Consider the following 22,417-nt stretch of genomic DNA (forward strand, 5'->3'; position numbering starts at 1 on the left):
CCACGAGGCCTTTTGTTATTACGGGTGCAAAGGTACAACTTTTTTTGATTTTGCAAGCGTTTTTTCTATTTTTTTACATTTTATATATAATCAAATAAATATATTAATTTTTTATTAATTTTCGCTCTGTTTTTGACAATAAAATTTTTTTAGTGAAAAAATTTGCATGTTTCATGCAAAAAATATAGTTTTGCAGCGTAAATTATATTTAGATTAAGAGTAATTTCTGTATGATATACTATTAAAGAAATACTTAACACAAATATATCATCCATTTTCTAATGGATATTAGAAAAATTTTTTAACTAAATCAAACACTTTAGAAATGAGAAAAATTATTTTACTATTAGTAGCTACAACCTTCTCACTGATAGGTTGTTCCAAAGGTGAAGATACACTTGCCAAATCAGACCTTAAAGCTACAATGAGCGCACAGCTTGATCCTGTGCTCGATGGAAGTCTTTATCCTTCGGCCGTCTATAGTATGGCTCAGATCAAATCAGTTGACAAAAACACCCTCACCTATTTTAATCTTTCTATAGAAAGTGAAGTCGAATTCAATGGAAAGATAAGAGTAACAAATGACAAATTTATTCATGAAACTCTCATTGAAAAAAAATTCCAAAAAGGAATGAACAATATTTCTGTAAACTTATTATGGAAGTATGATGACTTTATAAAATTTCAGAATCCTGGAATTACACACTTTAGTTTTCAACTACTTGACCGAGAAGGTAAGTTGGTCACCAATACCGATGTAGAAGTACCTTACCGAAGTGTGAGTGAATGTGTGTTTGCCCTAAAAAATGGAAATCAAGTATTGGATTTTCGTGCTTTCTTTGCTTCTTATGTAAATGAAGATAGTAAGCTTATAGATCCTTTTCTAAGTGAAACCCTAAGAGAGCATAATGAAACATATAAAGCAAAACCTAACGTACAACTTAGTTCAGGCTGGGCAGGTTATCAGTTAGGATCTGACTATGCAGACCTACAAGTGATAGCTATTGTAGCACAACTAATGCGAAAAGGAATGAATTATAGCAACATTACCGATACAAGTAATTCTTCAACAAAGGTTTATAGCCAAAATGTACGCTTTATTAATGAAACCCTTGCCGTAAAAAATGCTAATTGTGTAGATGGAAGCGTACTTCTGGCAAGTATTTTAGAGAAGATTGGTATCCGTTGCTTTTTAGTAGCTATACCAGGACATATGTACTTAGCTTACAGCAGAACAGGGAAAATGCAAATCCCCTCAGCAGATATTCAATATGTAGAAACAACCCTAATAGGTTCTGGTAGTCTTGAAAAAGTTTTTGGTGGAAAAAATGATCAAGACCAAAAATTTATAGGTATTAAAGCAGCAAGAGAATTAGGCCTAAAACCTATTCAATAGTATGAAAAACAAAAAAACACCCTCTTGCTAGGGTGTTTTTTGTGACCTCGACAGGATTCAAACCTGTAACCTTCTGAGCCGTAATCAGATGCGCTATTCAGTTGCGCCACGAGGCCTTTATTATTACGGGTGCAAAGATACAACTTTTTTTGATTTTGCAAGTATTTTCATGAAAAAATATTTTTTACCCCAAAGTATTTATGGGTAAGGTGAGTAACTTTAAAAAACTAATTAACAAAAATATAAGAGGACTATTTTGTATTATATTTCTTTTTTTAATATTTTTGTGCACAATAAAATAATACTATTATGAAAAAAACAACTTTCACAACAATCATTGTCTTATTATGTTTATGTTTTTCTTGTAGTAAAGACAATGATTCCTCTGGAGCAGGCGCCTTAGGGGTTACAGGCAGTGGCATATACTACAAATTTGCAGGTGGGTATGGGTATTATGACCTTCGCTCAGGGAGAAACATTACTGAGATATTCAAGAGCAATATAGTTGATAAGTATGATGTCTCTTGGGATGGCCAGAAGCTATTGGTGGCTTGGGCAAAACGACCTTATGGCCAATATCAGACGGATTATCTTCAATTTACCTATCTACCTATGCTTGAGAAGAAATCTGGTGCAGCTACCAGTGATGATGATTTCGAGAAGCGTAAAATCAATTCCTTTGACTTCAATGGTTATGATGTAGGCGGCTCTGGGGGGGTAGGTTTTTTCCTCTCGCCTGACGAACGTTTTGTTGCTGTACAAGCCAAAAAATCTACGGGTTATAATAATGATAATCCTGCAAGTATATTGGATATGAGCAGTGGGCGTTTGCTAAAAGAATTTAATATTGTCGGATATGAGCCGCATAGGATCAATATCGTAGGCTGGTCAAGTGCTGGGGAACTTTTTCTTAGTGTAGATAATGAACTCATAAAAGCCTCAGAAAGAAATGATTGGAGTATGACCTATGTAAAAAAGCTGCCATTTGATGATATAGAGATGCTCAATATGAACCCACAAGGAACACAATTTGTATTCAGAAGGGGAGATAAGCATATTTGGCTCTATGATATACAAGAGGACTCACACTACCAAGTAACTACTTCAAAGGTAGATGGCATTACCGATGCAAGAACTTATTATTCAGGTGGAGAGCGTCTCCCATCCTTTTCTCCAGATGGGAAGTATATTGCCTTTACAGGACAACCCAGACACTCTGCAGTGCCCTATGCCTATGACCCAGCGGTATTTGGGACTGCAGGGGTAGTCAATATGCTTATCATTATAGAGAATAATGGCAAAACTAGAGATCTTGATGCCGATAATGACGGTACTATATTCTATCCCAAAGACGGGAAATACCCCATATCAGCAGAGGAACGACTCATTTGGAGATAATAGAGTTATTTCTTTTAGTTTGTACCCATTTATTGATAGAGCTTGTAGTTTTTTGATAAACTACAAGCTCTTTTAATAATTAAGGATGACTATATAATCATCTTCAGATAGGGAGAGTTACTCTACTCTGTAAATTTGTTATAAACGAGTTACACTCTTGTAATTCTGGCTCCGATGGCTTGGAGTCGTTCTTCTATACATTCGTATCCTCTATCTATCTGTTCTATGTTGTGAATGGTAGAGGTTCCTTTGGCTGAAAGTGCGGCTATAAGCAGGGCTACTCCTGCACGGATATCAGGGGAAGTCATAGTAGTGGCTCTTAGGCGAGACTTGAAATCATTGCCTATGACCACAGCACGGTGTGGATCACATAGGATTATTTTCGCTCCCATATCGATAAGCTTATCGACAAAGAACAAGCGGCTTTCGAACATCTTCTGGTGTACCAATACTTCTCCTCGGGCTTGTATGGCTGTCACCAGAATGATACTCAGAAGGTCAGGGGTAAATCCAGGCCATGGAGCATCATATACTGTAAGTATGGAACCATCTATAAAGTTTTGTATCTCATATCCTTCTGTATGGGCAGGAATATAGATATCATCTCCTCTTCTCTCAAGGGTGATTCCCAAGCGCTCGAATATAGTAGGTATCAAGCCCAAGTGTTCCCAACCTACCTCCTTGATAGTCAGTTCACTTTGAGTCATTGCAGCCATTCCTATCCAGCTGCCTATCTCAATCATATCTGGCAGGATGCGATGAGTACAACCACCCAATTTTTTCACTCCTCTGATAGTAAGCAAGTTAGACCCTATTCCCTCTATCTGTGCCCCCATTTGTTGGAGCATACGGCACACCTGTTGTAGATAAGGTTCGCAAGCTGCGTTGTAGATAGTAGTCGTTCCCTCTGCCAAGGAGGCTGCCATAAGGATATTGGCTGTACCTGTCACAGAAGCCTCATCCAAAAGGATATAAGCTCCCTTCAGCCCCTGGGGAGCTGTTACTGTATAATAGTGATTCTCATGAGAATAGGTAAAAGTAGCTCCGAGCTTTACGAAACCATCGAAATGGGTATCCAAGCGGCGACGCCCTATCTTATCTCCCCCAGGCTTGGGAACACCTCCATATCCGAAGCGTGCCAAGAGTGGTCCCAAAATAAGGATAGACCCTCTCAATCGCTGGCTTTGTTTGGCAAATTCCTCAGAAGAGAGATAGTCCATATTGATCTCATCTGCTTGAAAGGAATAGGAGCCCTTGCCCAATTTTTGAATCTTCACTCCTAAGTCTCCCAATAGCTCTATAAGCTTATTCACATCCAATATATCAGGGACATTGTGTATGGTTACTTTCTCCTGGGTGAGTAGTACCAAGCACAAGACCTGTAGTGCTTCGTTCTTTGCCCCCTGAGGGGTGATACTTCCATATAAGGAATGTCCTCCTTCTATCTTAAAACTTTCCATAATATATAGTATAGATTCTAAGGTTTATTTTCGTTTTCCTTTCCCATAGGACTTCTTACCTACAGCGGGAGGATTATTATTTTTCTTCTGATAATGAGTAGGCTTAGAAGTAAGGTTTTCCTCAAGCACTCCCAAGTCAATCTTCCCATTACTCAGTTCGTAGAGATGGGCAAAGATAATACTATCCTCTACCCCTTCTTTATTCCATGTCAGGAAACACTTTTTCATATGGTTGGCTATAGAGAACTTAAGAGCTTCCTTGAGCTCTCCCTCTTCCCAGCCGACACATATTTGTATCATCTTTAGTATATTGTTTCCATAGAAACGATACTTCATTCGGTGCTGAGGCGGGGACAATCGCTGTGGGTTCGGGGTGGTGGACTCTCGTGTTGGCTTCTCAAAAGGAGAGTCTACATCTATCTGAAAATCAGACATTTTAAAGAGCTGATCCCACAGTTTATGTTGGAAATCAGGTACATCTCTTAGGTGAGGGTTCATATTTCCCATGACAGCTATGATAGCCTTTGCCGTATTATTTCGTTCGGTACGATCGGCTATTTTCATTGCCTCCTGTACCATTTTTTGTATATGCCTCCCATATTCAGGGATAATAAGCTCATTACGCTCTGTGTTGTATTCTAAAGCTGATTGTTCCATAATATAATTTATTTAAATAATTTCAACGATAAATAACAAATTACCCCTCGGTAATTCAATTATTATTTGTACTTTTGCTCCTTCAAACAGCTAATATGCAATATACTCTCTCTGAAATAGATAGCATTGCCCATACTTTTGTCAAGGAAGTACTTCCACACTCTCATAGAGTTATTCTCTTTCAAGGGGCTATGGGAGCAGGGAAAACGACTTTTATCCGTAGCCTATGTAAGGCATTGGGAGTCAAAGATATAGTAAGCAGTCCTACTTTTTCCTTAGTCAATGAATACCAAGGAAACCCAGAGAGGATTTTCCACTTTGACCTCTATCGTATCGAAGACGAAGCAGAGGCCTTGGACTTTGGCATAGAGGAATATTGGCAAGGGAATGATTGGTGCTTTATCGAATGGGGCGAACGCATTCCTACACTTTTACCTGAAGCATACAGCGAATTTGTTTTTACCCTTATTGATGATATTACTCGAGACATTTCTATAATACACCATCCTACTGTCTAATACCTTACTTACGATGAACCTACTACGACGTTTTCTTCTTTTCTTTTTAGGGCTTTCGGTGGGAAGCATCTTTGTGATGTTTTTTTTCCAACGCAAAGATACCGAATTTTGTTATTTACCCAACTGCCGAGTACTCAAGAGCTTGCGTGCCAAATCCTTAGTCCTTACTGATTCCCTACAAGCACAAGGCTATCAGAAGGAGCAGCTTCTCCCTCTCCTCACAGAGGGTGATGTGGATTTCTCCCGTAGTGATACCCACTCTGCCTGCCGTACCTATGTCATCACAGGCGAAGATACTGCACATACTCCCTTAGAAATCACTATTAAAAGTTGTGAAAAAGAAGCTGTAATTACCTCTATTACGCCCCTAAAATAATCCTTAGTGTAGTCCCCTTATCTTATAGGAGAAATCCCATAGTAGGATTCCTGCGCTCACTGCTATATTCAGCGAATGTTTGGTGCCATATTGTGGAATTTCTATGGCTCTTTGGCAAAGAGAAACTACTGATTGTTGTACTCCTTCTACCTCATTTCCGAAGATAAGTGCATAAGTCACTCCTTTCTTAGGCGAAAAGTGTTCTAATGACACAGCATCCTCCACTTGTTCTATAGCAATAACCTCCACTTGCCTCTGGCGTAGGCTCTCGACTAAGGTAGTTATATCCTGAACATACTCCCACTCTACACTTTCGGTAGCCCCTAAGGCTGTTTTGTGTATTTCCTTATGAGGAGGTGTGGCGGTAATCCCACAGAGGTATATTTTCTGTATACAAAAAGCATCGGCTGTTCTAAAGACAGACCCTATATTATTGAGACTACGAATGTTATCCAAGACAACAATCACAGGAATCTTTGGGGTCTCTTTGTATTGTGCCACACTAAGGCGGTGTAGTTCTTCATTACCCAATTTTCTCATTTCCATATATTCAGAATCGATATACCAATTCTAATTTATGATCACTCAGTGCCTTTTTAGCCCTTTCATAATCAGGAGTAAAGCCCAATATATAGCCACCTCCGCCTGATCCGCAGAGTTTTAGGTAATAATCTCCAGAATCAATCCCTTGTTTCCATAAGCTGTGGAACTGCTGAGGAATCATCGGCTTGAAATGACTGAGCACCACTCGAGAGAGTTTTTTTACATTGACAATCAGGTTTTTGAAATTCCCTTGTAGGAAGTTCTCTATACAATCGTCCGTATACTTAGCAAACTGATTTTTAAGCATTTGTCTGAACCCTTCATTCTTCATCTTCTCCATGAAGATTTCGACCATAGGGGCTGTCTCTCCTATCATTCCACTATCCAAGAGGAATACTGCTCCCTTGCCCTCTTCGTAGGGGGTCGGGATTCCTGTAGTCTCGATAAGGTTGGAGGAATTAATCAATATAGGGATACTCAGATAGCTATTGAGCGGATCCAATCCTGAAGATTTTCCATGGAAGAAGGATTCCATCAGGGAGAATATCTCTTTGAGTCGAAGCAACTTATCCCGTGTTAGTGTCTCAGTAGCTTCTATTTTATCTATCGCATAAGTATCATAAATAGCCGCTACCAGAGCCCCACTACTCCCTACACCATAGCCCTGAGGGATACTACTATCAAAATACATTCCTTGGGCAATATCCTCAGACAGGCGTTCCATATCAAACTGTACCAATGGGGCTTCTCCCTGAGTAATCTCACTAAGGTAGACGAAATATTTCGCCAAAGAACTATTGGACTGTTCTTGCTCTTTGTTCTGCTCTGAGAGGGGGACTTTTTTGAGAGTCCCATTGTAGGAGTTATAAGGAATAGCCAACCCCTTAGAGTCCTTTATGATACCGTACTCACCAAAGAGTAGTATTTTTGAATAGAAAAGTGTTGATTTCATTAAGGTAAAAGATACAACTTTCTTGAGGGCAAAGATACAAAAAAAGAAAAACATGAAAAATGAAAAAATAAAAAATATTTTCCTTATTTTTGAATGTCTCTAAAAATTTAAAAACTAAAAATTAATTTTCTTGATAATTGATATTTATTTTGTATCTTTGCCGCCTTAGAACACACTTGCTAAATATCTTTTATGAAAAAAATACAGCTCCTTGTCCTACTATGTATTTCCTCTTACTCAGGAATCTCACAGGTAAGGCATTCAGTATCTGATACTTTAAAGAACAAAAGAAATAATACTCAGAGAGTTCAGAGAGGCACCACTCATGACACTCTGTCCCTGAGCAATATTCGTGAGGGACTTCTCCAGCTTAAAGATGATAACAAAGCCCTAAAATACGACAAAAAATGGCTGGAAGAGCTCTCGAACCAGTCCCTATACTCCACCATGCAGAACGATGTGGAGACCCCACCATCCAATGTCTCTTATGACGAGCTCCCCACTGAAGTCCTCAAAGAGCGCTTGGCTCGGTTAGACCAAAAAACTCCTTTTCATATAGAGTACAACCCTGTCTTGGAGAATGTTATCAAGAACTTCCTAAAGAACCGTAGGGCTTCTCTGCAAAGACTGATGAATATCAGCCAATACTATTTTCCCCTCTTCGAAAGAGAGCTAATCAAAAACCAAGTACCTAAGGAAGTCAAATACTTAGCCATCGTAGAATCTGCCCTAAACCCTAAAGCGACTTCCCGAATGGGTGCCAAAGGTCTCTGGCAATTCATGTACTATACAGGCAAGATGTATGGCCTGGAGGTCAATAATTATGTAGATGAGCGCTCTCAACCAGAACTCTCCACCCAAGCGGCAGCGCAGTATCTCAAAAAGCTCTATAGTGTATTCAATGACTGGGACTTAGTCCTTGCCGCTTATAACTCCGGACCTGGAAATGTCACCAAAGCTATGCGCCGTTCTGGAGGGAAAACCAACTACTGGAATCTAAGACCTTACCTACCTAATGAAACCGCTGGGTATGTACCCGCTTTCTTGGCTACTCTCTACATTTTCGAATATGCCAAAGAACATGGATTCCAAGTGGAAAAAAGAGAAAATGTCTTCTTCGAAACTGATACAATACAGGTAAAACGCTCAATCTCTTTCAAGGATATAGGAGATGTAGTGGGAATGAGTGAGCAGGAAATAGAATTCTTCAACCCTGCTTATTCGCTTAATATAGTCCCTTATATAGAAGGGAAAAAATATGGTGTTCGCCTCCCTGTAGAAGCCATTGGCAAGTTTGTCAATAATGAGGATGTGATCTATGCCTACTTAGACCAAGAGTCCTCCAAGCGAGAGAAACCACTGCCTGAGGTAGTGGCAGCCTCCCAATCTTCGTCCTCTCACAAGATTACCCACAAGGTAAAGAAAGGAGAAACTTTAGGTCGCATTGCTTCCCGATATGGAGTCTCGGTAAGCCAACTCAAAAAGTGGAACCAACTCAGGAGCAATAGTGTAAAAGTAGGACAACGCCTTGTCATACGTAAGTAATCATACCAAGGAAAGTTAGAGACTAACTTTCCTTCTTTCTTGTTTGCCTCACCTAAATATTGTACCTTTGCACTCTAAAAATCAGCTATGAATAAGATTCAATACCATGATACTATTCTTGACCTTGTAGGAAATACGCCTTTGGTCAGCTTACAGAAAATAGCCTCTCCCATGCTTGGACAATTCTTTGCCAAGTTAGAGGCTTTTAACCCTGGTCATTCAGCCAAAGACCGCACCGCCTTGTACATTATCAATGATGCCGAAAAGCGCGGATTACTCACCCCAGGGGGGGTGATTGTGGAGACTACCTCCGGCAATACAGGTTACAGTATCGCAATGATTGCCGCCATTCGTGGCTACCGCTGTATCCTTGCCGTAACGGACAAATCCTCTCCTGACAAGATCGATATGCTCCGAGCTTTGGGTGCTGAAGTACATGTATGCCCAGCCTCTGTACCTGCCGATGACCCTCGTTCCTACTATGAAGTGGCCAAGCGTATCCATAGGGAAACTCCCAATTCTATCTATATCAACCAGTATTTCAATCCGCTGAACACAGAGGCTCACTACCAGTGGACAGGACGAGAAATCTGGGAACAAACAGCCGGAGAGATCACTCACTTGGTGGCTTGTAGTGGCACAGGGGGTACCCTCTCTGGGATTGCCCGATACCTCAAGGAAAAGAAACCTTCGGTGAAGATTATTGGAGTAGATGCCGATGGTTCTCTTATCAAAAAATATTTTGATACAGGAGAAGTGGACAAGGGAGAACTCCATCCTTATTACATAGAGGGATTAGGGAAAAACCTTATCCCTGGAGCTTTGGATACTTCTGTTATTGATGAGTTTGTCAAGGTAAATGACACAGAGAGTGCCCTAATGGCTCGCAAGATCAGCCGTACCACGGGAATCTTCTGCGGATATACTTGTGGTGCTGCTTGGGTGGCTACCCAAAAGTACAACCAAGAACATCCTTTCTCCAAGGAGAGTGTGGTGGTGGTGGTATTCCCAGATCATGGCTCTCGCTATATGAATAAAATCTATAATGATCAATGGTTGGCTGAAAAATTAAATATCAAAGATTAATCAAAATTCAAAAAATGGACTTTTCTTACGCTAAAGAACTTGAAATCATAGCGCACGCTGCAAATGCTTTTGCCAAACAATATATACTTGCTCATCGTCAAGAATGGGACAAGTCACAGACCTTTCCTATAGATGTATTTCGCAAGGCGGGTGAACTCGGATTCATGGGAATCCTCGTTCCAGAGGCCTATGGAGGCTCTGGCTTGGGCTACCATGAGTATATCACCATTGTCGATGAGATTTCTCAAATAGACCCTGCTATAGGACTTTCTATCGCTGCTCATAACTCACTATGTGTAAATCATCTTCTTACCTTTGCTTCTGAAGAGCAGAAAAAGCGTTGGCTCCCCAAATTGGCCTCTGGTGAGCATATTGGAGCATGGGGAATTACTGAGCACAATACGGGCTCTGATGCGGGTGGTATGCTTACCACTGCTGTAAAGCAAGGAGAAGAGTGGGTGCTCAATGGTACGAAGAACTTTATCACTCATGCTATTTCCGCCGATGTAGTGGTGGTCATCGCTCGTACTGGTGAGAAAGGCGATAAGCATGGAATGACTGCTTTTGTAGTGGAAAGAGGAACTCCTGGTTTTTCTAACGGAAAGAAAATAGACAAGCTCGGTATGCGAGCCAGTGAAACCGCAGAGCTTGTTTTCCAAAATTGCCGCATCCCTGACCAAAACCGTATAGGGGCAGTGGGAGAAGGCTTCATACAAGCTATGAAAATCCTCGATGGGGGGCGTATCTCTATTGGGGCTCTTTCCTTAGGTACTGCCAAAGGAGCGGTGAAAGCAGCTATTCAATATGCCAAAGAACGTTCTCAGTTCGGGAAACCCATCATCTCTTTCCAAGCTATTGGGTTTAAGCTCGCTGAGCTCTCCACTGAAATAGAGGCTGCCGAGCTGATGCTTCACAAGGCTGCACACCTGAAAGAGACCCATCAGCCTGTCACCCAGCAAGCAGCCATGGCTAAGCTATATGCTTCTGAACTGTGTGTAAAGGCTTCCAATGAAGCCATACAAATACATGGAGGCTATGGATATACAACCGATTATCCAGTAGAAAAATTCTACCGTGATGCCAAACTATGCACCATAGGCGAAGGCACCTCCGAAATTCTCAAACTTGTTATTAGTAGAAAACTTTGATTTGGTCATTAGTCACCGCTGGTGCGAGCATATAGCTCGCCCAGCGAAAGACAAACTCGCACCCGCGAGGGGACAACTAAAAAACTAAAAACTGAAATATTATGAATAATTTAGCTCCTAAAAAAGTATCAGAATCACGCTCTGTATCCACCGACTTGGTATTGCCCAATGAGACAAACCATTATGGAAATATGTTCGGGGGGGAACTGCTTGCCCGTATGGATAGGGTAGGAACCATCGCTGCCGTACGCCACTCAGGATGCGTGGTAGTAACCGCCGCAGTCAATTCTGTTTCCTTCAACAAGACTATTCCACAAGGAAGTGTCGTTACAGTCGAGGCTTCTATCTCTCGTGCTTTTACCTCGTCCATGGAAGTATATATAGATGTATGGGTGGAAGATTCTGTAAGTGGAGAACGCATCAAGTCCAACGAGGCTATCTATACCTTCGTGGCTCTCAATGCCGAAGATAAGCCTGTGGCCGTTCCTGAGATTATCCCAGAGACAGATTTGGAAAAAGAACGCTACGAGGGAGCCCTTAGGCGTAAGCAGCTCAGCCTTGTCTTGGCTGGACGTATCAAGCCCCACGAAGCCAGTGAGTTACAATCTCTTTTCCAAGATTTGGAAAATCAATAGCCATAGCGCTCTCCCCATAGGCTTTTCAGATAAGCCCTTAGGGCATTTTCCTTGGGATTGTCACAGGGTTCATATAGGGTAGTGCCTTGCAGTTCCTCCGGCATAAAGTCCTGAAAAACAAAATTATGAGGGTAATCATGTGCATAGTGATAGTCTTTCCCGTAAGAAAGTTCTTTCATCAGGGCGGTAGGAGCATTGCGCAAATGTAGGGGTACTGAGAGGTTTCCCTGCTGTTTGACCAATTGTTGTGCCTTATTGATAGCCTTATAGGAGGCATTGCTCTTAGGGGAACTGGCTAAGTAAATAGCACATTGGCTCAGTATAATACGCGATTCTGGGTAGCCTATCACGGTCACTGCTTGGAAGGTATTATTGGCCACTACCATAGCCATAGGATTGGCATTGCCTATATCCTCACTGGCTAAGATAAGCATACGGCGTGCGATAAACTTGACATCCTCTCCTCCTTCTATCATACGAGCCAACCAATACACAGCGGCATTAGGATCACTCCCTCGAATAGACTTGATGAAGGCCGAAATAATGTCGTAATGCTGCTCGCCTGTCTTATCATAGAGTACGGTGTTTTGTTGTACGATTTCCAATACCTTGTCATTAGTAATGACAATTTCTTCTCCTTCGGGGAAAGTGTTGACAATCAGCTCAAAGGTGTTGAGTAGCTTGCGCCCATCACCATCGGAAAGCCTTAGTAAGGCTTCGGTTTCTTTGAGGGTGATTTTCTTTCTTTTGAGTTCTACATCCTGCTCTATAGCTCTGGTAAGCAGTGCCAAGAGGTCTTCCTTGCTAAAGGGATTCAGTGTATATACCTGGCAGCGAGAGAGCAAGGCAGGAATCACTTCAAAGCTCGGATTCTCCGTAGTTGCTCCTATGAGGGTAACCCATCCACGCTCTACGGCCTCCAGTAGGGAATCCTGTTGGGTCTTATTGAACCGATGGATTTCATCTATGAAAATAATAGGATTACGAGCGGTGAATAACCCCTGTTCTCGTTTGGATTTTTCTATAATATCCCTGACATCCTTAATCCCACTACTGATGGCACTGAGTGAGAAAAAAGCACGCTGACTCTCCTTAGCGATAATGTGCGCCAAGGTGGTCTTTCCAGTGCCTGGAGGCCCCCAGAAGATCAGCGAAGGAGTCACTCCTTTTTCTATCTGCATGCGCAGGGCTCCCTTCTCTCCTACAAGGTGAGATTGGCTAATATAATCCGTAAGATGTACTGGGCGCATACGCTCAGCAAGCGGACGAGAATCAAACATTTGATTAGAGTAAAAGATAAAAAGTAAAAGGTAATAGGTAAGATGCTCTTATAAGTTTTACCTACTACCTTTTTTACTCATTTAAAATTATTTTTTAAAAATTTCTTCTACCTTGTGCAGTAAGGCAGGGAAGGTATCGTAACCATCCTCTTCCTTGAAGTGCCCTCCATGGGGGTAGCGTATAAGTACACTATCCAAATGTCGGGAGAGGTCATCAATCATTTGGTAAGGAACGCTTTGGTCGTCCAAAGCAGCAAAGACATAAGAGTTGGCCAATGGTGCAATAGAGGGTTGTTTCCTATATAGCTCTATAAAAGGATCAAGCTGAGGCAAGCGCTTGAGCGGCTCATCGAAGCCTGATACTAAGATAGTGCCCAAGGCTTTAGCACCTGTATTGGCCAAGTAGGTGAGGACTGATACACAGCCTACACTGTGTCCTATGAGCACTGTCTGATCATCCATGTGGATTTCCTTCTTGAGAAAGTCCAGCCACTCTTGAGCATTAGGGGCTGTAGGGTTGGGCATAGGCAAGCAATAACAAGAGATGTTTCTCTTGGCCAGCTCTCCTACCAAATAAGCAAACCAATGCTTATCAAGGGCAGAATTGAGTCCATGTACTATATATACTTTCATGATAAATTATTTTTCAGTTCCCATCTCGGCTTCCAGAGCAGCATTCTGAGCGCGGTATACCCCTCCCTCGAGCTTGCTTCTAATAGCGGAGAAAGCCTCCAAAGTACGCTCTATGTCCTCCATAGAGTGAGAAGCTGTAGGGATAAGGCGCAAAAGAATCATTCCCTTAGGAATTACTGGATATACTACTATAGAGAGGAAGATACCATAGTTTTCCCTTAGGTCATTGACCATCGCCATCGCCTCTGGGATACTTCCTTCTAAGAATACTGGTGTCACACAAGTGTTGGTGTTCCCTATATTGAATCCACGAGAGCGAAGTCCATTCTGTAGGGCATGTACATTGTCCCAAAGTTTCTTTCTAAGCTCTGGCATGTTCTGTAGCATCTCCAAGCGCTTGAGTCCTCCTTTGACAAAAATCATAGGAAGAGATTTGGCAAACATCTGGGAGCGCAAGTTATACTTGAGGTACTCCACAATCTCCTTATCTCCTGCCACAAAAGCACCAATACCAGCCATGGACTTGGCAAAAGTAGAGAAGTACAAATCGATCTGGTCTTGTATGCCCTGTTCTTCTCCGGTACCTGCTCCTGTTTTCCCAAGCATTCCGAAGCCATGGGCATCGTCCACCAAGAGGCGGAAGCCATATTTTTCCTTGTAAGAAAGGATCTCTTTAAGCTTTCCTTGTTGGCCTCGCATACCGAATACTCCCTCGGTGATAACCAAGATTCCTCCACCGGTAGTTTCAGCCAAGCGCTTAGCACGTTCTATATTCTTAGCAAAGCTCTCTATATCATTGTGTTGGTAAGTGAATCGCTTTCCAAAATGCAAGCGTACCCCATCTATAATACAAGCATGACAATCTGCATCGTATACGATAATATCGTTCTTGGTAACCAAGGCATCAATGATAGAAACCATTCCTTGGTAACCAAAGTTTAGCAAATAAGCAGCTTCTTTTTGGACAAACTTAGCCAAGCGTTGTTCCAATTCCTCATGCATAGTTGTATGTCCACTCATCATACGTGCTCCCATAGGGTAGGCAGCTCCATATTCTGCTGCCGCTTCTGCATCGGCTTTACGTATTTCTGGGTGGTTAGCCAGTCCCAAGTAGTCATTGATACTCCAGTTAAGAATTTCTTTCCCTTGAAACTTCATATGAGGGCCTAATTCTCCTTCCAATTTAGGAAATACATAATATCCCTCTGCATGAGAAGCCCAGCGGCCTATATTGCCTTTGTTTGTTTTTATGTGTTCAAATAAATCTTTCATTTTTTAATTCTTAAAAACGGTACAAAAGTACATAATTATTTTGGGTTGGCATACTCTTTTTGGAAAAAACTTTAATTCCACTTGGCTATTTCATTTTTTTGTTGTACTTTTGCCACACATAATATGTTTAATTTTTGTAAATCATGGAAATAGAACTTGACAACAGTAAAGCGGCTATGTCCAAAAGGTTGAATGAAGTATTCCTGTACATTCGTAAAAATACAGAATATGTGAACCAGACCCTTTTTGCTCAAAAAATAGGAGAACCCCGAAGTAATTTTTCCGCAGCGCTCAATGGCAACGAAAAATATATGACCGAAGGGGTTGTCAAAAAAGTTGTAGCCGCCTTCCCTGAGATTGACAAAGAATGGCTTCTCTCAGGTAAGGGTAGTATGCTTGTCGAGAATGACGGATATGAAAATGATGGTCAATTCCTAAGAACTGAAAGGGAAAAGTATGGACTAACCCTTACCGATATATACGAACACACCCATATCCCTATCAAGAAGCTCAAAGCTTATGAGATGTGGGAGGAAGAAATGCCCCCCAGAACACGCGCTCTCTTGGAACTCTATTTCGATCAAGTAGCCTTCGAGTATGATAGTCAAGAGGATGAAGACTTGGATATCCCTATCCTAAAAACAGAATTGGTTTCTTCTTCTGTCAAGGTTCCTTACTATGATGTAGACTTCGCTGGTGGATGGACTTCCACAGAGCTTTTCAGCCAGACAAAACCCTCCTTTATCATCAGTTCGCCCGATTTTGACCGAGCCGATTTTGCCTGCAACCTCATCGGGCATTCTATCTCCAACCGTATCCGAAGTGGCTCTATCATTGGGCTAAAAAAGATTGAAGATTGGCAAACATACTTCCCCACCAATGAACTCTATGGGGTGATTACCAAGAACCAACTCCGCACTGTCAAGATAGTCAAGCGCAGCAAAGAAAAAGGATTTTTGGAGCTTATCCCTGACCCTCTACCTCAGTTCAACAACCCTCCTTTCGAACCCGAATTAGTCCCTATGAACTATGTACTCGAGTTCTACCAAGTGGTGGCTTACGCTTTCTTTGAGAGACTTGCCATGTAGAAGTGAAGAAGGTAGCCAGTGAGGGCTCGGAGGGTATGTGGTAAAAAAATAAATATATTAACACTTAATTAAAACTTGTATTACATAAAAAAACGTAATTTTGCGTTCCTAATTTTCTTTTCTATGAAAAAACTTTATATTCTTACAGGATTGGCATTGCTCCTGGGAGCCTGCCAAGGACAAAAGGTGGCCAACACCTCACACGATGATTTTCTAATCAATGGTAAAATGTATGCCGCATTTTTCCAACAGCAAGCCGCTGAGTACGATGCCTTATGCTATCAGGCCTTCAATGTGGCACGACTGAGATTGGACGAAGCGCTCTCCCACCCCTCTGACAAGCCTATCGCTATTGTTTCGGATATAGATGAGACTTTTATGAACACTTCCTACTATGCTGTAGAGTGTGGACGAAAAGGCACCGAATACGAAAGTAAGACTTGGGAGGCTTGGACAGCTAAGGGGGAAGGAACCCCGCTGGCAGGATCCTTAGCGTTTTTCCAATATGCAGCGGAGAAGGGCGTACACATCTTCTATGTAACCAACCGAAAAGAGGTAGAACGTGCCGGTACTACGCTGAACCTCAAGCGCTACAATTTCCCAATACAAGGAGAAGATCACCTTATCTTCCGCACTGCGGAGAAAAGCAAAGAAAATCGCCGTCTTGATATCGCTAAAAATTACAACATTGTTCTCCTCTTAGGAGACAATTTAGGAGATTTCGATAAGGATTTCGATGCAACTACTACCCAAGGGCGTGCGCAAGCTGTTAATAAGAATCATTCCCTCTTTGGCAAAAAATACATCGTACTGCCCAACCCCTCCTACGGAGATTGGGAAAATGCCTTCTTTGGCAACAAACCCCTAAGTTTCAAAGAGCGTAAAGAGCTTATTCTAAGCAAGCTAAAGAACAAACCTACTGAATAACTTGTTTTTCTAAATTTTCATGATTGGAAAAGTTCCCTCCCTCGTGGGGGAACTTTTCTTTTTGACAACTCCCTTTGGCATATTTTTTGAGAGAATTTCCTGCTTTCTATACTGGAAATGTTCTAAAATAACGTGAGTTCAACATAAGAAAATTACTTTTCCCTTGTAAGAAAGGGATATTTTTAGTAACTTCATGGGCTAAAAATCAAATTTTTAACTAAAAAACACCCTATAAGCAATGGATTTTGAAGTCCTTAAAGAAAAGTTGAATCAAATACATATTTTAAACTCTGTAAGATTGACAATTGGAATAATAATTGATAAATAAAAATAATTTTGTCAGGATTTCAATAAATAAACGACTATATAAAAAATAAGTGCTTTTAAAAATATATTAGATGAAATCAGTAACAGAAGAAGTTGCCCAATGGGTAGATTGCTATACCCAAAAGTTATTAGACCATGCTTACTATTTACTCTCTGATAGGACAGAAGCAGAAGATATGGTACAAGAGGTATTCCTTACTGCTCTTTCTTGTTTTGATTCTTTTGAAGGCAAGAGTAACCCTCTTACATGGTTAAAGGGGATTTTGCACCATAAGGTTGCTGACTATTATAAAAAGAAGTACAAGGCACAGCATGTTAGCTTTGATTATTTTTTTGATGAGGATGGTTCTTGGAAAAATAATCAAAATTTGGAAGAGTGGGCGGAGGAAGAGCCTGATCTGGTGGCATTATTGGACGATACTTATTTTCATGATACTCTTGAGGATTGTTTAGAGAAGTTACCTCCTAAGTGGAAGATATTGATTAAAATGTGTTATCTTGAAGCAAAAAAATATTCAGAAATATGTCAGGATATCTATATATCACAGACTAATTATTGGAAGACACTTCAAAGAAGTCGTCTACAGCTAAGAGAGTGTTTAGAAATTAATTGGTTTAAAGAATAATGAAAAAAATCCTCCATAAGTTCATCCATTTTATAATCCTTCCGTGTAAGGATGCTACTTTTCTTATCGAAAAACAGTTACATACAAAACTCTCCTTAAAGGAGAGCCTACAGCTAAAGGCTCACTTGCAACTTTGTAAGTTATGTTTAGCCTATAGTAAAAAGGCAGCTATTATTCACCAATGGCTACGGAAAAATCTTAATAACGAGATTATAAGAACCTCTAAGGATTCAGATGAATTAGAAAACTTCAAAAGAAACTTAAAAGAAAAATTACACAAACATTCCTAATGCATTCTATTTTTTGTCAATTTTTTCTTTTAAGAGAATAAAAATAAGAACACCTGTTTTTTTAACTTTTTATCTTTGTCAGTTTTTATGGATTTCTTCTACTAAGAGAATGTAAAGTTTTAAATAAAAATCTTATGAATCACAAGAAAAATACCTTAGTTCTCTATAGAATAGGTTATTATACGATTCTCTATGGAACAGCTCTTATCTTGTTATGGATAGGTGTTTTCAAATTTACCCAAGCGGAAGCAAATGCTATTAAGCCTTTATTAACCCATCACTTCTTGTTCTCATGGTTATATCACCTATTCTCTGTTCAAGGAGTATCTAACTTGATTGGTATTGTTGAAATAATTGTTGGGTTCTCCTTTATTTTAGGAATACGCTTTGTATGTTTCCGTAAGATAGCCTTCATAGGAAGTACTATTATTTTCTGTGTAACACTTAGCTTTTTGTTCACTACACCTGGTAAATGGCGCATTATTGAAGGAGTTCCAATTACTGATTTTTTTATTTTAAAAGATATAGCCCTTTTGGCTACTGGATTTATATCACTTAGAAAACCTTGAATAGTAAGACTGTAACATTATTAATTAAATATAACATTGTATGAAAAATATTCTAACATTAGTATTGGTCGCTTTATGCACCTTTGTCCTACAAGGACAAACCTCTGATAACACTATTTATTCTTTCAAAGTCAAAGACCTTTATGGGAAAGTATTTGATTTTGCTTCTTTAAAGGGAAAGAAAGTAATGATTGTCAATACCGCCTCAAAGTGTGGGCTTACTCCACAATACAAGTCTTTAGAAGCCCTTTACCAGAAGTACAAGGATAAGGATTTTGTTATTATTGGCTTTCCCTCCAATAGTTTCGAACAAGAATTAAACAATGAAGCTCAGGTAGCCCAGTTCTGTCAGGCTAATTATGGAGTTACTTTTCCCATGATGGAGATTATAACTGTAAAGGGAGAAAAAATGCATCCGCTCTATCAGTTTCTTACTCAGAAAAAATTAAATATGGTTACTGATTCACAAGTTCAATGGAATTTCCAAAAGTATTTGATAGGGAAAAATGGGATGTTAGAGAAGGTAATTTCTCCCAAGACTCTCCCAGACACTCCTGAAATCATTGAATGGATAGAAAAATAAATTACCATGAGTTCGACATAAGAAAGTTACTTTTTTTCTTGCAAGAAAGGAATATCTTCAGTAACTTCATGGTCTAAAAAATCAAATGCTTAACTGAAAAATACCCCTTGTTTAGGGAAATGTACGAGTATATCATATAAAGTCTTCGATTAACTTACCAAGAGGATATTATTGACATGAAAAGAATCGCTGCTTAAGTCGAAATCACATTAAAATAAAAATATACTATCATGAGAAAAAATCTATTTCTAAGAATTGCCTGCCTCCTTATAGGGCTCTTGGCTTTTCCTACAATCGCACAAACAAATGCAAAAAAAATGAACACCAAAGAAATCTATTTCGCTGGAGGTTGTTTCTGGGGTACAGAACACTTCCTAAAACAAATTCGAGGAGTCGTTGCCACCGAAGTAGGCTATGCCAATGGCAATACAGCCAACCCTACTTACAAACAGGTTTGCCAAGGCAATACCCAATTTGCCGAAACTGTCAAAGTAGTTTATTCTCCGACCGAAGTAAGCCTTTCTCAACTTATTGAGCTCTACCTCAAGACCATAGACCCTACTTCGCTGAACAAACAAGGCAATGACAAGGGGTCTCAGTATCGCACAGGTATTTACTACACAGATAAGGCTGATGCCACTACTATCAAAGCACACCTCTTAGCCCTTGCTAAGGAGTATAGCAAACCTATAGTGGTGGAGAACCTACCTCTGAAGAATTTCTACCCTGCTGAGGACTATCACCAAGACTATTTGGACAAGAACCCTCATGGATACTGCCACCTCTCCCCTGCTCTTTTTGAGATGGCACGCAAGGCAAATGCTAAAAAAACAGCCCCTAAGACCTCCTATACCACCAAGGACAAGGCTACCCTGAAAAAAGAACTCTCCCCTATGCAATATGAGGTTACTCAAAATAGTGCTACAGAACCGCCTTTTCGCAATGCCTATTGGAACGAGAAGCGTGAGGGTATCTATGTAGATATTACCACTGGGGAACCGCTGTTCTCCTCTACAGATAAGTTCGAGTCCGGCTGTGGCTGGCCTAGCTTTAGCAAGCCTATTGACAAAAAACTCGTCAAGGAATACTTGGACAAATCACACAACATGGTTCGCACTGAGGTAAGGAGTAAGCTGGGCAATGCTCACTTAGGACACGTATTCACCGATGGCCCCAAAGACAAAGGCGGCCTACGCTACTGTATCAACAGTGCTTCTTTGCGCTTTATCCCTAAGGAAGACATGGAAAAAGAGGGTTACAGCTTAGAACTATTAAGCAAGTAGGCAATAGTTTACTTCCAGATTTCCCAAGCAGCTTCTGCTTGAAGAACAAGCATGGAATAACCATTGATGATAGTAGCTCCTTGTGCTTCTCCCTTAGCAAGGAAGGTTGTTTTTCCTGGGTTATAGATAAGGTCATACAAGAGGTGCCTACTTGTAATCCACTGATAAGGAATCGGAGGGAAAGCCTCGGTATGGGGAGAAGTACCCAAAGGAGTAGTATTGACAATAAGGGGGTGGCTCTCTATGACCTCTCTTGTGAGTTCTTGATAAGAAATAGCCTCTGGAGTGGCTTCTCGGGAGACAAGTTGGTAAGGAATCTCGAGCATACTTAGGGTAAAGGCTACTGCCTTACTTGCCCCTCCTGTGCCGAGAACCAATGCCCTATTGTGGTGAGGTTTCAGGTGAGGGACTAAGGAATCTCGAAAGCCTATATAGTCAGTATTGTACCCCTTGAGCTCGCCTGAGGGGAGTATTTTAATCGTATTACAAGCCTTAATGGCTACAAGCGCTTCACTCTGCCAGTTAAGCAAGGGAAGCACTGCCTCCTTATAGGGGATGGTTACATTCATCCCTACAAGTGTAGGGGTGGTATGGATAAGCGAAGGAAGATCCTCTATCTGAGGAATATCAAAGTTGATATATTCACAATCTGTAATTTGTTCCTGAGCAAATTTCTCTGCAAAATACCTTCTTGAAAAGGAATAAGATATATTGCGCCCCACTAAAGCAAAGGTTTTCATAGTTTTGAGTTCTGAGTTTTGAGTTTTGAGTTAGTCATTCTTCACTCTTCATTCTTCACTTTTCATTCTTCATTCTTCATTCTTCACTTTTCACTTTTCTCCCTCCCGATAAGTATCATCTCCTTCCAATAATTGCAGATAGCTCTTGTAGCGACTCCAGTAGAGCTTGTCCTGGTCAAGGGCTTGCTTTACTGCACATTGGGGTTCGTTCAGGTGCATACAGTTATGGAACTTACACAAGTGCTTCAGGGCGAAAAACTCAGGGAAATAATCCGCAATCTCCTCTCTCTCGAAGTCCACCACTCCCAAGCCCTTGATCCCTGGAGTATCTATGATTCGTGCCCCAAAATCCAGATCATACATCTGAGCAAAAGTCGTTGTATGTTGTCCCTGTGCATGTTGCTCAGAGAGGGGTTGTGTTTTGAGCTGCAAGGATGGTGAGAGCCTATTGATCAGGGTCGACTTTCCCGCTCCTGAGTGCCCTAAGACCATAGCTGTTTTCCCCTCCAAACGCGCTTTCACTTGCTCTATATTCTTCCCTGTTTGCGCCGAAATCCCAATACATTCATAGCCTATATCTCGGTACATATGTGCCATATACTTCACCTCTGCCAGCTGATCAGGGGAGTAGGAATCCACCTTGTTCAGCAGCAAAACCGCTGGGATACTATAGGCCTGTGCTGTTACTAAAAAGCGATCGATAAAGGCCGGATAAGTAGTGGGATTGTTGAGGGTTACCACCAGAAAAGCCACGTCTATATTTGCCGCAAGGATATGTGTCTGTTTGGAGAGATTTACCGATTTGCGAATGATATAGTTCTCACGTGGAACAATCTCGGTAATCACCCCCTTCTCTGGAGCCTCTTCCTGATGAAAGACCACCCTATCGCCCACGGCAATCGGATTGGTATTTTTAATCTCTTTCAGGCGAAAGCGCCCCTTGAGGCGACACTCATAAAACTGCTGGTCTTCTCCTTTGACCACATACCAGCTCCCTGTGGATTTGTAGACAATTCCATTCATAGTTTTTAGTTTTTAGTTTTTAGTTTTTAGTTGGCTCCCCCTTCAGCCAACACTAAGAACTA

The 22,417-nt window shown here is 40.9% G+C and carries 24 protein-coding genes and 1 tRNA gene; 15 read left to right on the top strand and 10 right to left on the bottom strand.

Features of this window, described 5'->3' with window-relative positions; genetic code table 11:
• Positions 1-325: 325 nt before the first annotated feature.
• A complete protein-coding gene (locus CAPGI0001_RS02085; protein WP_002666375.1) occupies positions 326-1,396 on the top strand; it encodes a hypothetical protein in 1,071 nt (356 codons plus the stop codon).
• Positions 1,397-1,438: 42 nt separating this feature from the next.
• Here CAPGI0001_RS02085 and CAPGI0001_RS02090 read toward each other — a convergent pair.
• Positions 1,439-1,512 (bottom strand) — tRNA-Arg (locus CAPGI0001_RS02090).
• Between the two features lie 193 nt (positions 1,513-1,705).
• Between CAPGI0001_RS02090 and CAPGI0001_RS02095 the strand changes: the two genes are divergently transcribed.
• The gene (locus tag CAPGI0001_RS02095; protein WP_002666324.1) at positions 1,706-2,794 is read left to right on the top strand and encodes a WD40 repeat domain-containing protein; all 1,089 of its coding nucleotides are present in this window, start codon (positions 1,706-1,708) and stop codon (positions 2,792-2,794) included.
• Between the two features lie 149 nt (positions 2,795-2,943).
• Here the strand turns inward: CAPGI0001_RS02095 and murA are convergent, their stop codons facing one another.
• Positions 2,944-4,254: a UDP-N-acetylglucosamine 1-carboxyvinyltransferase gene (gene murA / locus CAPGI0001_RS02100; protein ID WP_002666193.1), complete on the bottom strand. Its 1,311-nt coding sequence runs from the start codon at positions 4,252-4,254 to the stop codon at positions 2,944-2,946.
• A 24-nt stretch (positions 4,255-4,278) separates the two neighbouring features.
• Complete coding sequence (locus tag CAPGI0001_RS02105; protein ID WP_002666171.1) at positions 4,279-4,911, bottom strand: DUF4290 domain-containing protein; 633 nt, start codon at positions 4,909-4,911, stop codon at positions 4,279-4,281.
• 95 nt (positions 4,912-5,006) lie between these two features.
• On the opposite strand from CAPGI0001_RS02105, the gene tsaE reads away from it, so the two are divergent.
• Both tsaE and CAPGI0001_RS02115 read left to right on the top strand, forming a co-directional pair.
• A complete protein-coding gene (tsaE, locus tag CAPGI0001_RS02110) occupies positions 5,007-5,429 on the top strand; it encodes a tRNA (adenosine(37)-N6)-threonylcarbamoyltransferase complex ATPase subunit type 1 TsaE (RefSeq protein WP_002666373.1) in 423 nt (140 codons plus the stop codon).
• Between the two features lie 13 nt (positions 5,430-5,442).
• The gene (locus CAPGI0001_RS02115; protein WP_002666328.1) at positions 5,443-5,805 is read left to right on the top strand and encodes a hypothetical protein; all 363 of its coding nucleotides are present in this window, start codon (positions 5,443-5,445) and stop codon (positions 5,803-5,805) included.
• A gap of 3 nt (positions 5,806-5,808) precedes the next feature.
• Here the strand turns inward: CAPGI0001_RS02115 and CAPGI0001_RS02120 are convergent, their stop codons facing one another.
• Complete coding sequence (locus CAPGI0001_RS02120) at positions 5,809-6,345, bottom strand: RNA methyltransferase (protein ID WP_002666344.1); 537 nt, start codon at positions 6,343-6,345, stop codon at positions 5,809-5,811.
• Positions 6,346-6,355: 10 nt separating this feature from the next.
• The gene (locus tag CAPGI0001_RS02125; protein ID WP_040359411.1) at positions 6,356-7,300 is read right to left on the bottom strand and encodes a mevalonate kinase family protein; all 945 of its coding nucleotides are present in this window, start codon (positions 7,298-7,300) and stop codon (positions 6,356-6,358) included.
• A gap of 192 nt (positions 7,301-7,492) precedes the next feature.
• Here CAPGI0001_RS02125 and CAPGI0001_RS02130 point away from each other — a divergent pair, with 192 nt between their 5' ends.
• From CAPGI0001_RS02130 to CAPGI0001_RS02145, 4 genes are all read left to right on the top strand, one after another.
• On the top strand, positions 7,493-8,845 hold the full coding sequence (locus CAPGI0001_RS02130) for a lytic transglycosylase domain-containing protein (protein ID WP_002666288.1): 1,353 nt from the start codon (positions 7,493-7,495) through the stop codon (positions 8,843-8,845).
• Between the two features lie 87 nt (positions 8,846-8,932).
• Positions 8,933-9,931, top strand: coding sequence for a PLP-dependent cysteine synthase family protein (locus CAPGI0001_RS02135; RefSeq protein WP_002666236.1), 999 nt, complete (start codon positions 8,933-8,935; stop codon positions 9,929-9,931).
• 14 nt (positions 9,932-9,945) lie between these two features.
• The gene (locus CAPGI0001_RS02140) at positions 9,946-11,079 is read left to right on the top strand and encodes an acyl-CoA dehydrogenase family protein (RefSeq protein WP_002666230.1); all 1,134 of its coding nucleotides are present in this window, start codon (positions 9,946-9,948) and stop codon (positions 11,077-11,079) included.
• Between the two features lie 101 nt (positions 11,080-11,180).
• A complete protein-coding gene (locus CAPGI0001_RS02145; RefSeq protein ID WP_002666224.1) occupies positions 11,181-11,714 on the top strand; it encodes an acyl-CoA thioesterase in 534 nt (177 codons plus the stop codon).
• Here CAPGI0001_RS02145 and CAPGI0001_RS02150 read toward each other — a convergent pair.
• From CAPGI0001_RS02150 to capB, 3 genes are all read right to left on the bottom strand, one after another.
• Positions 11,708-12,994: a replication-associated recombination protein A gene (locus tag CAPGI0001_RS02150; protein ID WP_002666265.1), complete on the bottom strand. Its 1,287-nt coding sequence runs from the start codon at positions 12,992-12,994 to the stop codon at positions 11,708-11,710. The two genes, CAPGI0001_RS02145 and CAPGI0001_RS02150, sit on opposite strands and share 7 nt — an antisense overlap.
• A gap of 87 nt (positions 12,995-13,081) precedes the next feature.
• Positions 13,082-13,627 carry an RBBP9/YdeN family alpha/beta hydrolase gene (locus CAPGI0001_RS02155; RefSeq protein ID WP_002666201.1) on the bottom strand — a complete coding sequence of 182 codons (546 nt, stop codon included), beginning with the start codon at positions 13,625-13,627 and terminating at the stop codon, positions 13,082-13,084.
• Between the two features lie 6 nt (positions 13,628-13,633).
• A complete protein-coding gene (gene capB, locus CAPGI0001_RS02160) occupies positions 13,634-14,899 on the bottom strand; it encodes a cysteate-C-fatty acyltransferase (protein WP_002666306.1) in 1,266 nt (421 codons plus the stop codon).
• A 143-nt stretch (positions 14,900-15,042) separates the two neighbouring features.
• On the opposite strand from capB, the gene CAPGI0001_RS02165 reads away from it, so the two are divergent.
• The 7 genes from CAPGI0001_RS02165 (at position 15,043) to msrB (ending at position 20,592) form a co-directional block, all read left to right on the top strand.
• Entirely contained in the window at positions 15,043-15,987 is a 945-nt protein-coding gene (locus CAPGI0001_RS02165; protein ID WP_040359380.1) for a helix-turn-helix domain-containing protein, read from the top strand.
• A gap of 123 nt (positions 15,988-16,110) precedes the next feature.
• Positions 16,111-16,914, top strand: a complete 804-nt coding sequence (locus tag CAPGI0001_RS02170; protein WP_002666307.1) for a 5'-nucleotidase, lipoprotein e(P4) family — start codon at positions 16,111-16,113, stop codon at positions 16,912-16,914.
• Between the two features lie 398 nt (positions 16,915-17,312).
• Positions 17,313-17,867: a sigma-70 family RNA polymerase sigma factor gene (locus tag CAPGI0001_RS02175; RefSeq protein WP_002666297.1), complete on the top strand. Its 555-nt coding sequence runs from the start codon at positions 17,313-17,315 to the stop codon at positions 17,865-17,867.
• Entirely contained in the window at positions 17,867-18,157 is a 291-nt protein-coding gene (locus CAPGI0001_RS02180; RefSeq protein ID WP_002666245.1) for a hypothetical protein, read from the top strand. The genes CAPGI0001_RS02175 and CAPGI0001_RS02180 overlap by 1 nt, the downstream gene beginning before the upstream one ends.
• 134 nt (positions 18,158-18,291) lie before the next feature.
• Complete coding sequence (locus tag CAPGI0001_RS02185) at positions 18,292-18,726, top strand: DUF417 family protein (protein ID WP_002666212.1); 435 nt, start codon at positions 18,292-18,294, stop codon at positions 18,724-18,726.
• A gap of 40 nt (positions 18,727-18,766) precedes the next feature.
• Positions 18,767-19,309, top strand: a complete 543-nt coding sequence (locus CAPGI0001_RS02190) for a glutathione peroxidase (RefSeq protein ID WP_002666298.1) — start codon at positions 18,767-18,769, stop codon at positions 19,307-19,309.
• Positions 19,310-19,539: 230 nt separating this feature from the next.
• Positions 19,540-20,592 (top strand): peptide-methionine (R)-S-oxide reductase MsrB, encoded by a 1,053-nt coding sequence (gene msrB / locus CAPGI0001_RS02195; protein WP_002666246.1) that lies wholly within the window; start codon positions 19,540-19,542, stop codon positions 20,590-20,592.
• Between the two features lie 8 nt (positions 20,593-20,600).
• Here the strand turns inward: msrB and CAPGI0001_RS02200 are convergent, their stop codons facing one another.
• Positions 20,601-21,332 (bottom strand): shikimate dehydrogenase family protein, encoded by a 732-nt coding sequence (locus CAPGI0001_RS02200; protein WP_002666334.1) that lies wholly within the window; start codon positions 21,330-21,332, stop codon positions 20,601-20,603.
• 90 nt (positions 21,333-21,422) lie between these two features.
• On the bottom strand, positions 21,423-22,355 hold the full coding sequence (gene rsgA / locus CAPGI0001_RS02205) for a ribosome small subunit-dependent GTPase A (protein ID WP_002666222.1): 933 nt from the start codon (positions 22,353-22,355) through the stop codon (positions 21,423-21,425).
• Positions 22,356-22,417: the final 62 nt, after the last annotated feature.

The organism is Capnocytophaga gingivalis ATCC 33624, from assembly GCF_000174755.1.
Lineage (GTDB): Bacteria > Bacteroidota > Bacteroidia > Flavobacteriales > Flavobacteriaceae > Capnocytophaga > Capnocytophaga gingivalis.

Bases quoted from the DNA above. Each gene is read 5' to 3' on its own strand.
- capB (WP_002666306.1), bottom strand. From the start codon at position 14,899: ATGAAAGATTTATTTGAACACATAAAAACAAACAAAGGCAATATAGGC.
- CAPGI0001_RS02180 (WP_002666245.1), top strand. From the start codon at position 17,867: ATGAAAAAAATCCTCCATAAGTTCATCCATTTTATAATCCTTCCGTGT.
- tsaE (WP_002666373.1), top strand. From the start codon at position 5,007: ATGCAATATACTCTCTCTGAAATAGATAGCATTGCCCATACTTTTGTC.
- CAPGI0001_RS02140 (WP_002666230.1), top strand. From the start codon at position 9,946: ATGGACTTTTCTTACGCTAAAGAACTTGAAATCATAGCGCACGCTGCA.
- CAPGI0001_RS02150 (WP_002666265.1), bottom strand. From the start codon at position 12,994: ATGTTTGATTCTCGTCCGCTTGCTGAGCGTATGCGCCCAGTACATCTT.
- CAPGI0001_RS02165 (WP_040359380.1), top strand. From the start codon at position 15,043: ATGGAAATAGAACTTGACAACAGTAAAGCGGCTATGTCCAAAAGGTTG.
- msrB (WP_002666246.1), top strand. From the start codon at position 19,540: ATGAGAAAAAATCTATTTCTAAGAATTGCCTGCCTCCTTATAGGGCTC.
- CAPGI0001_RS02135 (WP_002666236.1), top strand. From the start codon at position 8,933: ATGAATAAGATTCAATACCATGATACTATTCTTGACCTTGTAGGAAAT.
- CAPGI0001_RS02200 (WP_002666334.1), bottom strand. From the start codon at position 21,332: ATGAAAACCTTTGCTTTAGTGGGGCGCAATATATCTTATTCCTTTTCA.
- rsgA (WP_002666222.1), bottom strand. From the start codon at position 22,355: ATGAATGGAATTGTCTACAAATCCACAGGGAGCTGGTATGTGGTCAAA.
- CAPGI0001_RS02095 (WP_002666324.1), top strand. From the start codon at position 1,706: ATGAAAAAAACAACTTTCACAACAATCATTGTCTTATTATGTTTATGT.
- CAPGI0001_RS02115 (WP_002666328.1), top strand. From the start codon at position 5,443: ATGAACCTACTACGACGTTTTCTTCTTTTCTTTTTAGGGCTTTCGGTG.
- CAPGI0001_RS02170 (WP_002666307.1), top strand. From the start codon at position 16,111: ATGAAAAAACTTTATATTCTTACAGGATTGGCATTGCTCCTGGGAGCC.
- CAPGI0001_RS02185 (WP_002666212.1), top strand. From the start codon at position 18,292: ATGAATCACAAGAAAAATACCTTAGTTCTCTATAGAATAGGTTATTAT.
- CAPGI0001_RS02105 (WP_002666171.1), bottom strand. From the start codon at position 4,911: ATGGAACAATCAGCTTTAGAATACAACACAGAGCGTAATGAGCTTATT.
- CAPGI0001_RS02125 (WP_040359411.1), bottom strand. From the start codon at position 7,300: ATGAAATCAACACTTTTCTATTCAAAAATACTACTCTTTGGTGAGTAC.
- CAPGI0001_RS02120 (WP_002666344.1), bottom strand. From the start codon at position 6,345: ATGAGAAAATTGGGTAATGAAGAACTACACCGCCTTAGTGTGGCACAA.
- CAPGI0001_RS02145 (WP_002666224.1), top strand. From the start codon at position 11,181: ATGAATAATTTAGCTCCTAAAAAAGTATCAGAATCACGCTCTGTATCC.
- CAPGI0001_RS02175 (WP_002666297.1), top strand. From the start codon at position 17,313: ATGAAATCAGTAACAGAAGAAGTTGCCCAATGGGTAGATTGCTATACC.
- CAPGI0001_RS02190 (WP_002666298.1), top strand. From the start codon at position 18,767: ATGAAAAATATTCTAACATTAGTATTGGTCGCTTTATGCACCTTTGTC.
- CAPGI0001_RS02085 (WP_002666375.1), top strand. From the start codon at position 326: ATGAGAAAAATTATTTTACTATTAGTAGCTACAACCTTCTCACTGATA.
- CAPGI0001_RS02130 (WP_002666288.1), top strand. From the start codon at position 7,493: ATGAAAAAAATACAGCTCCTTGTCCTACTATGTATTTCCTCTTACTCA.
- CAPGI0001_RS02155 (WP_002666201.1), bottom strand. From the start codon at position 13,627: ATGAAAGTATATATAGTACATGGACTCAATTCTGCCCTTGATAAGCAT.
- murA (WP_002666193.1), bottom strand. From the start codon at position 4,254: ATGGAAAGTTTTAAGATAGAAGGAGGACATTCCTTATATGGAAGTATC.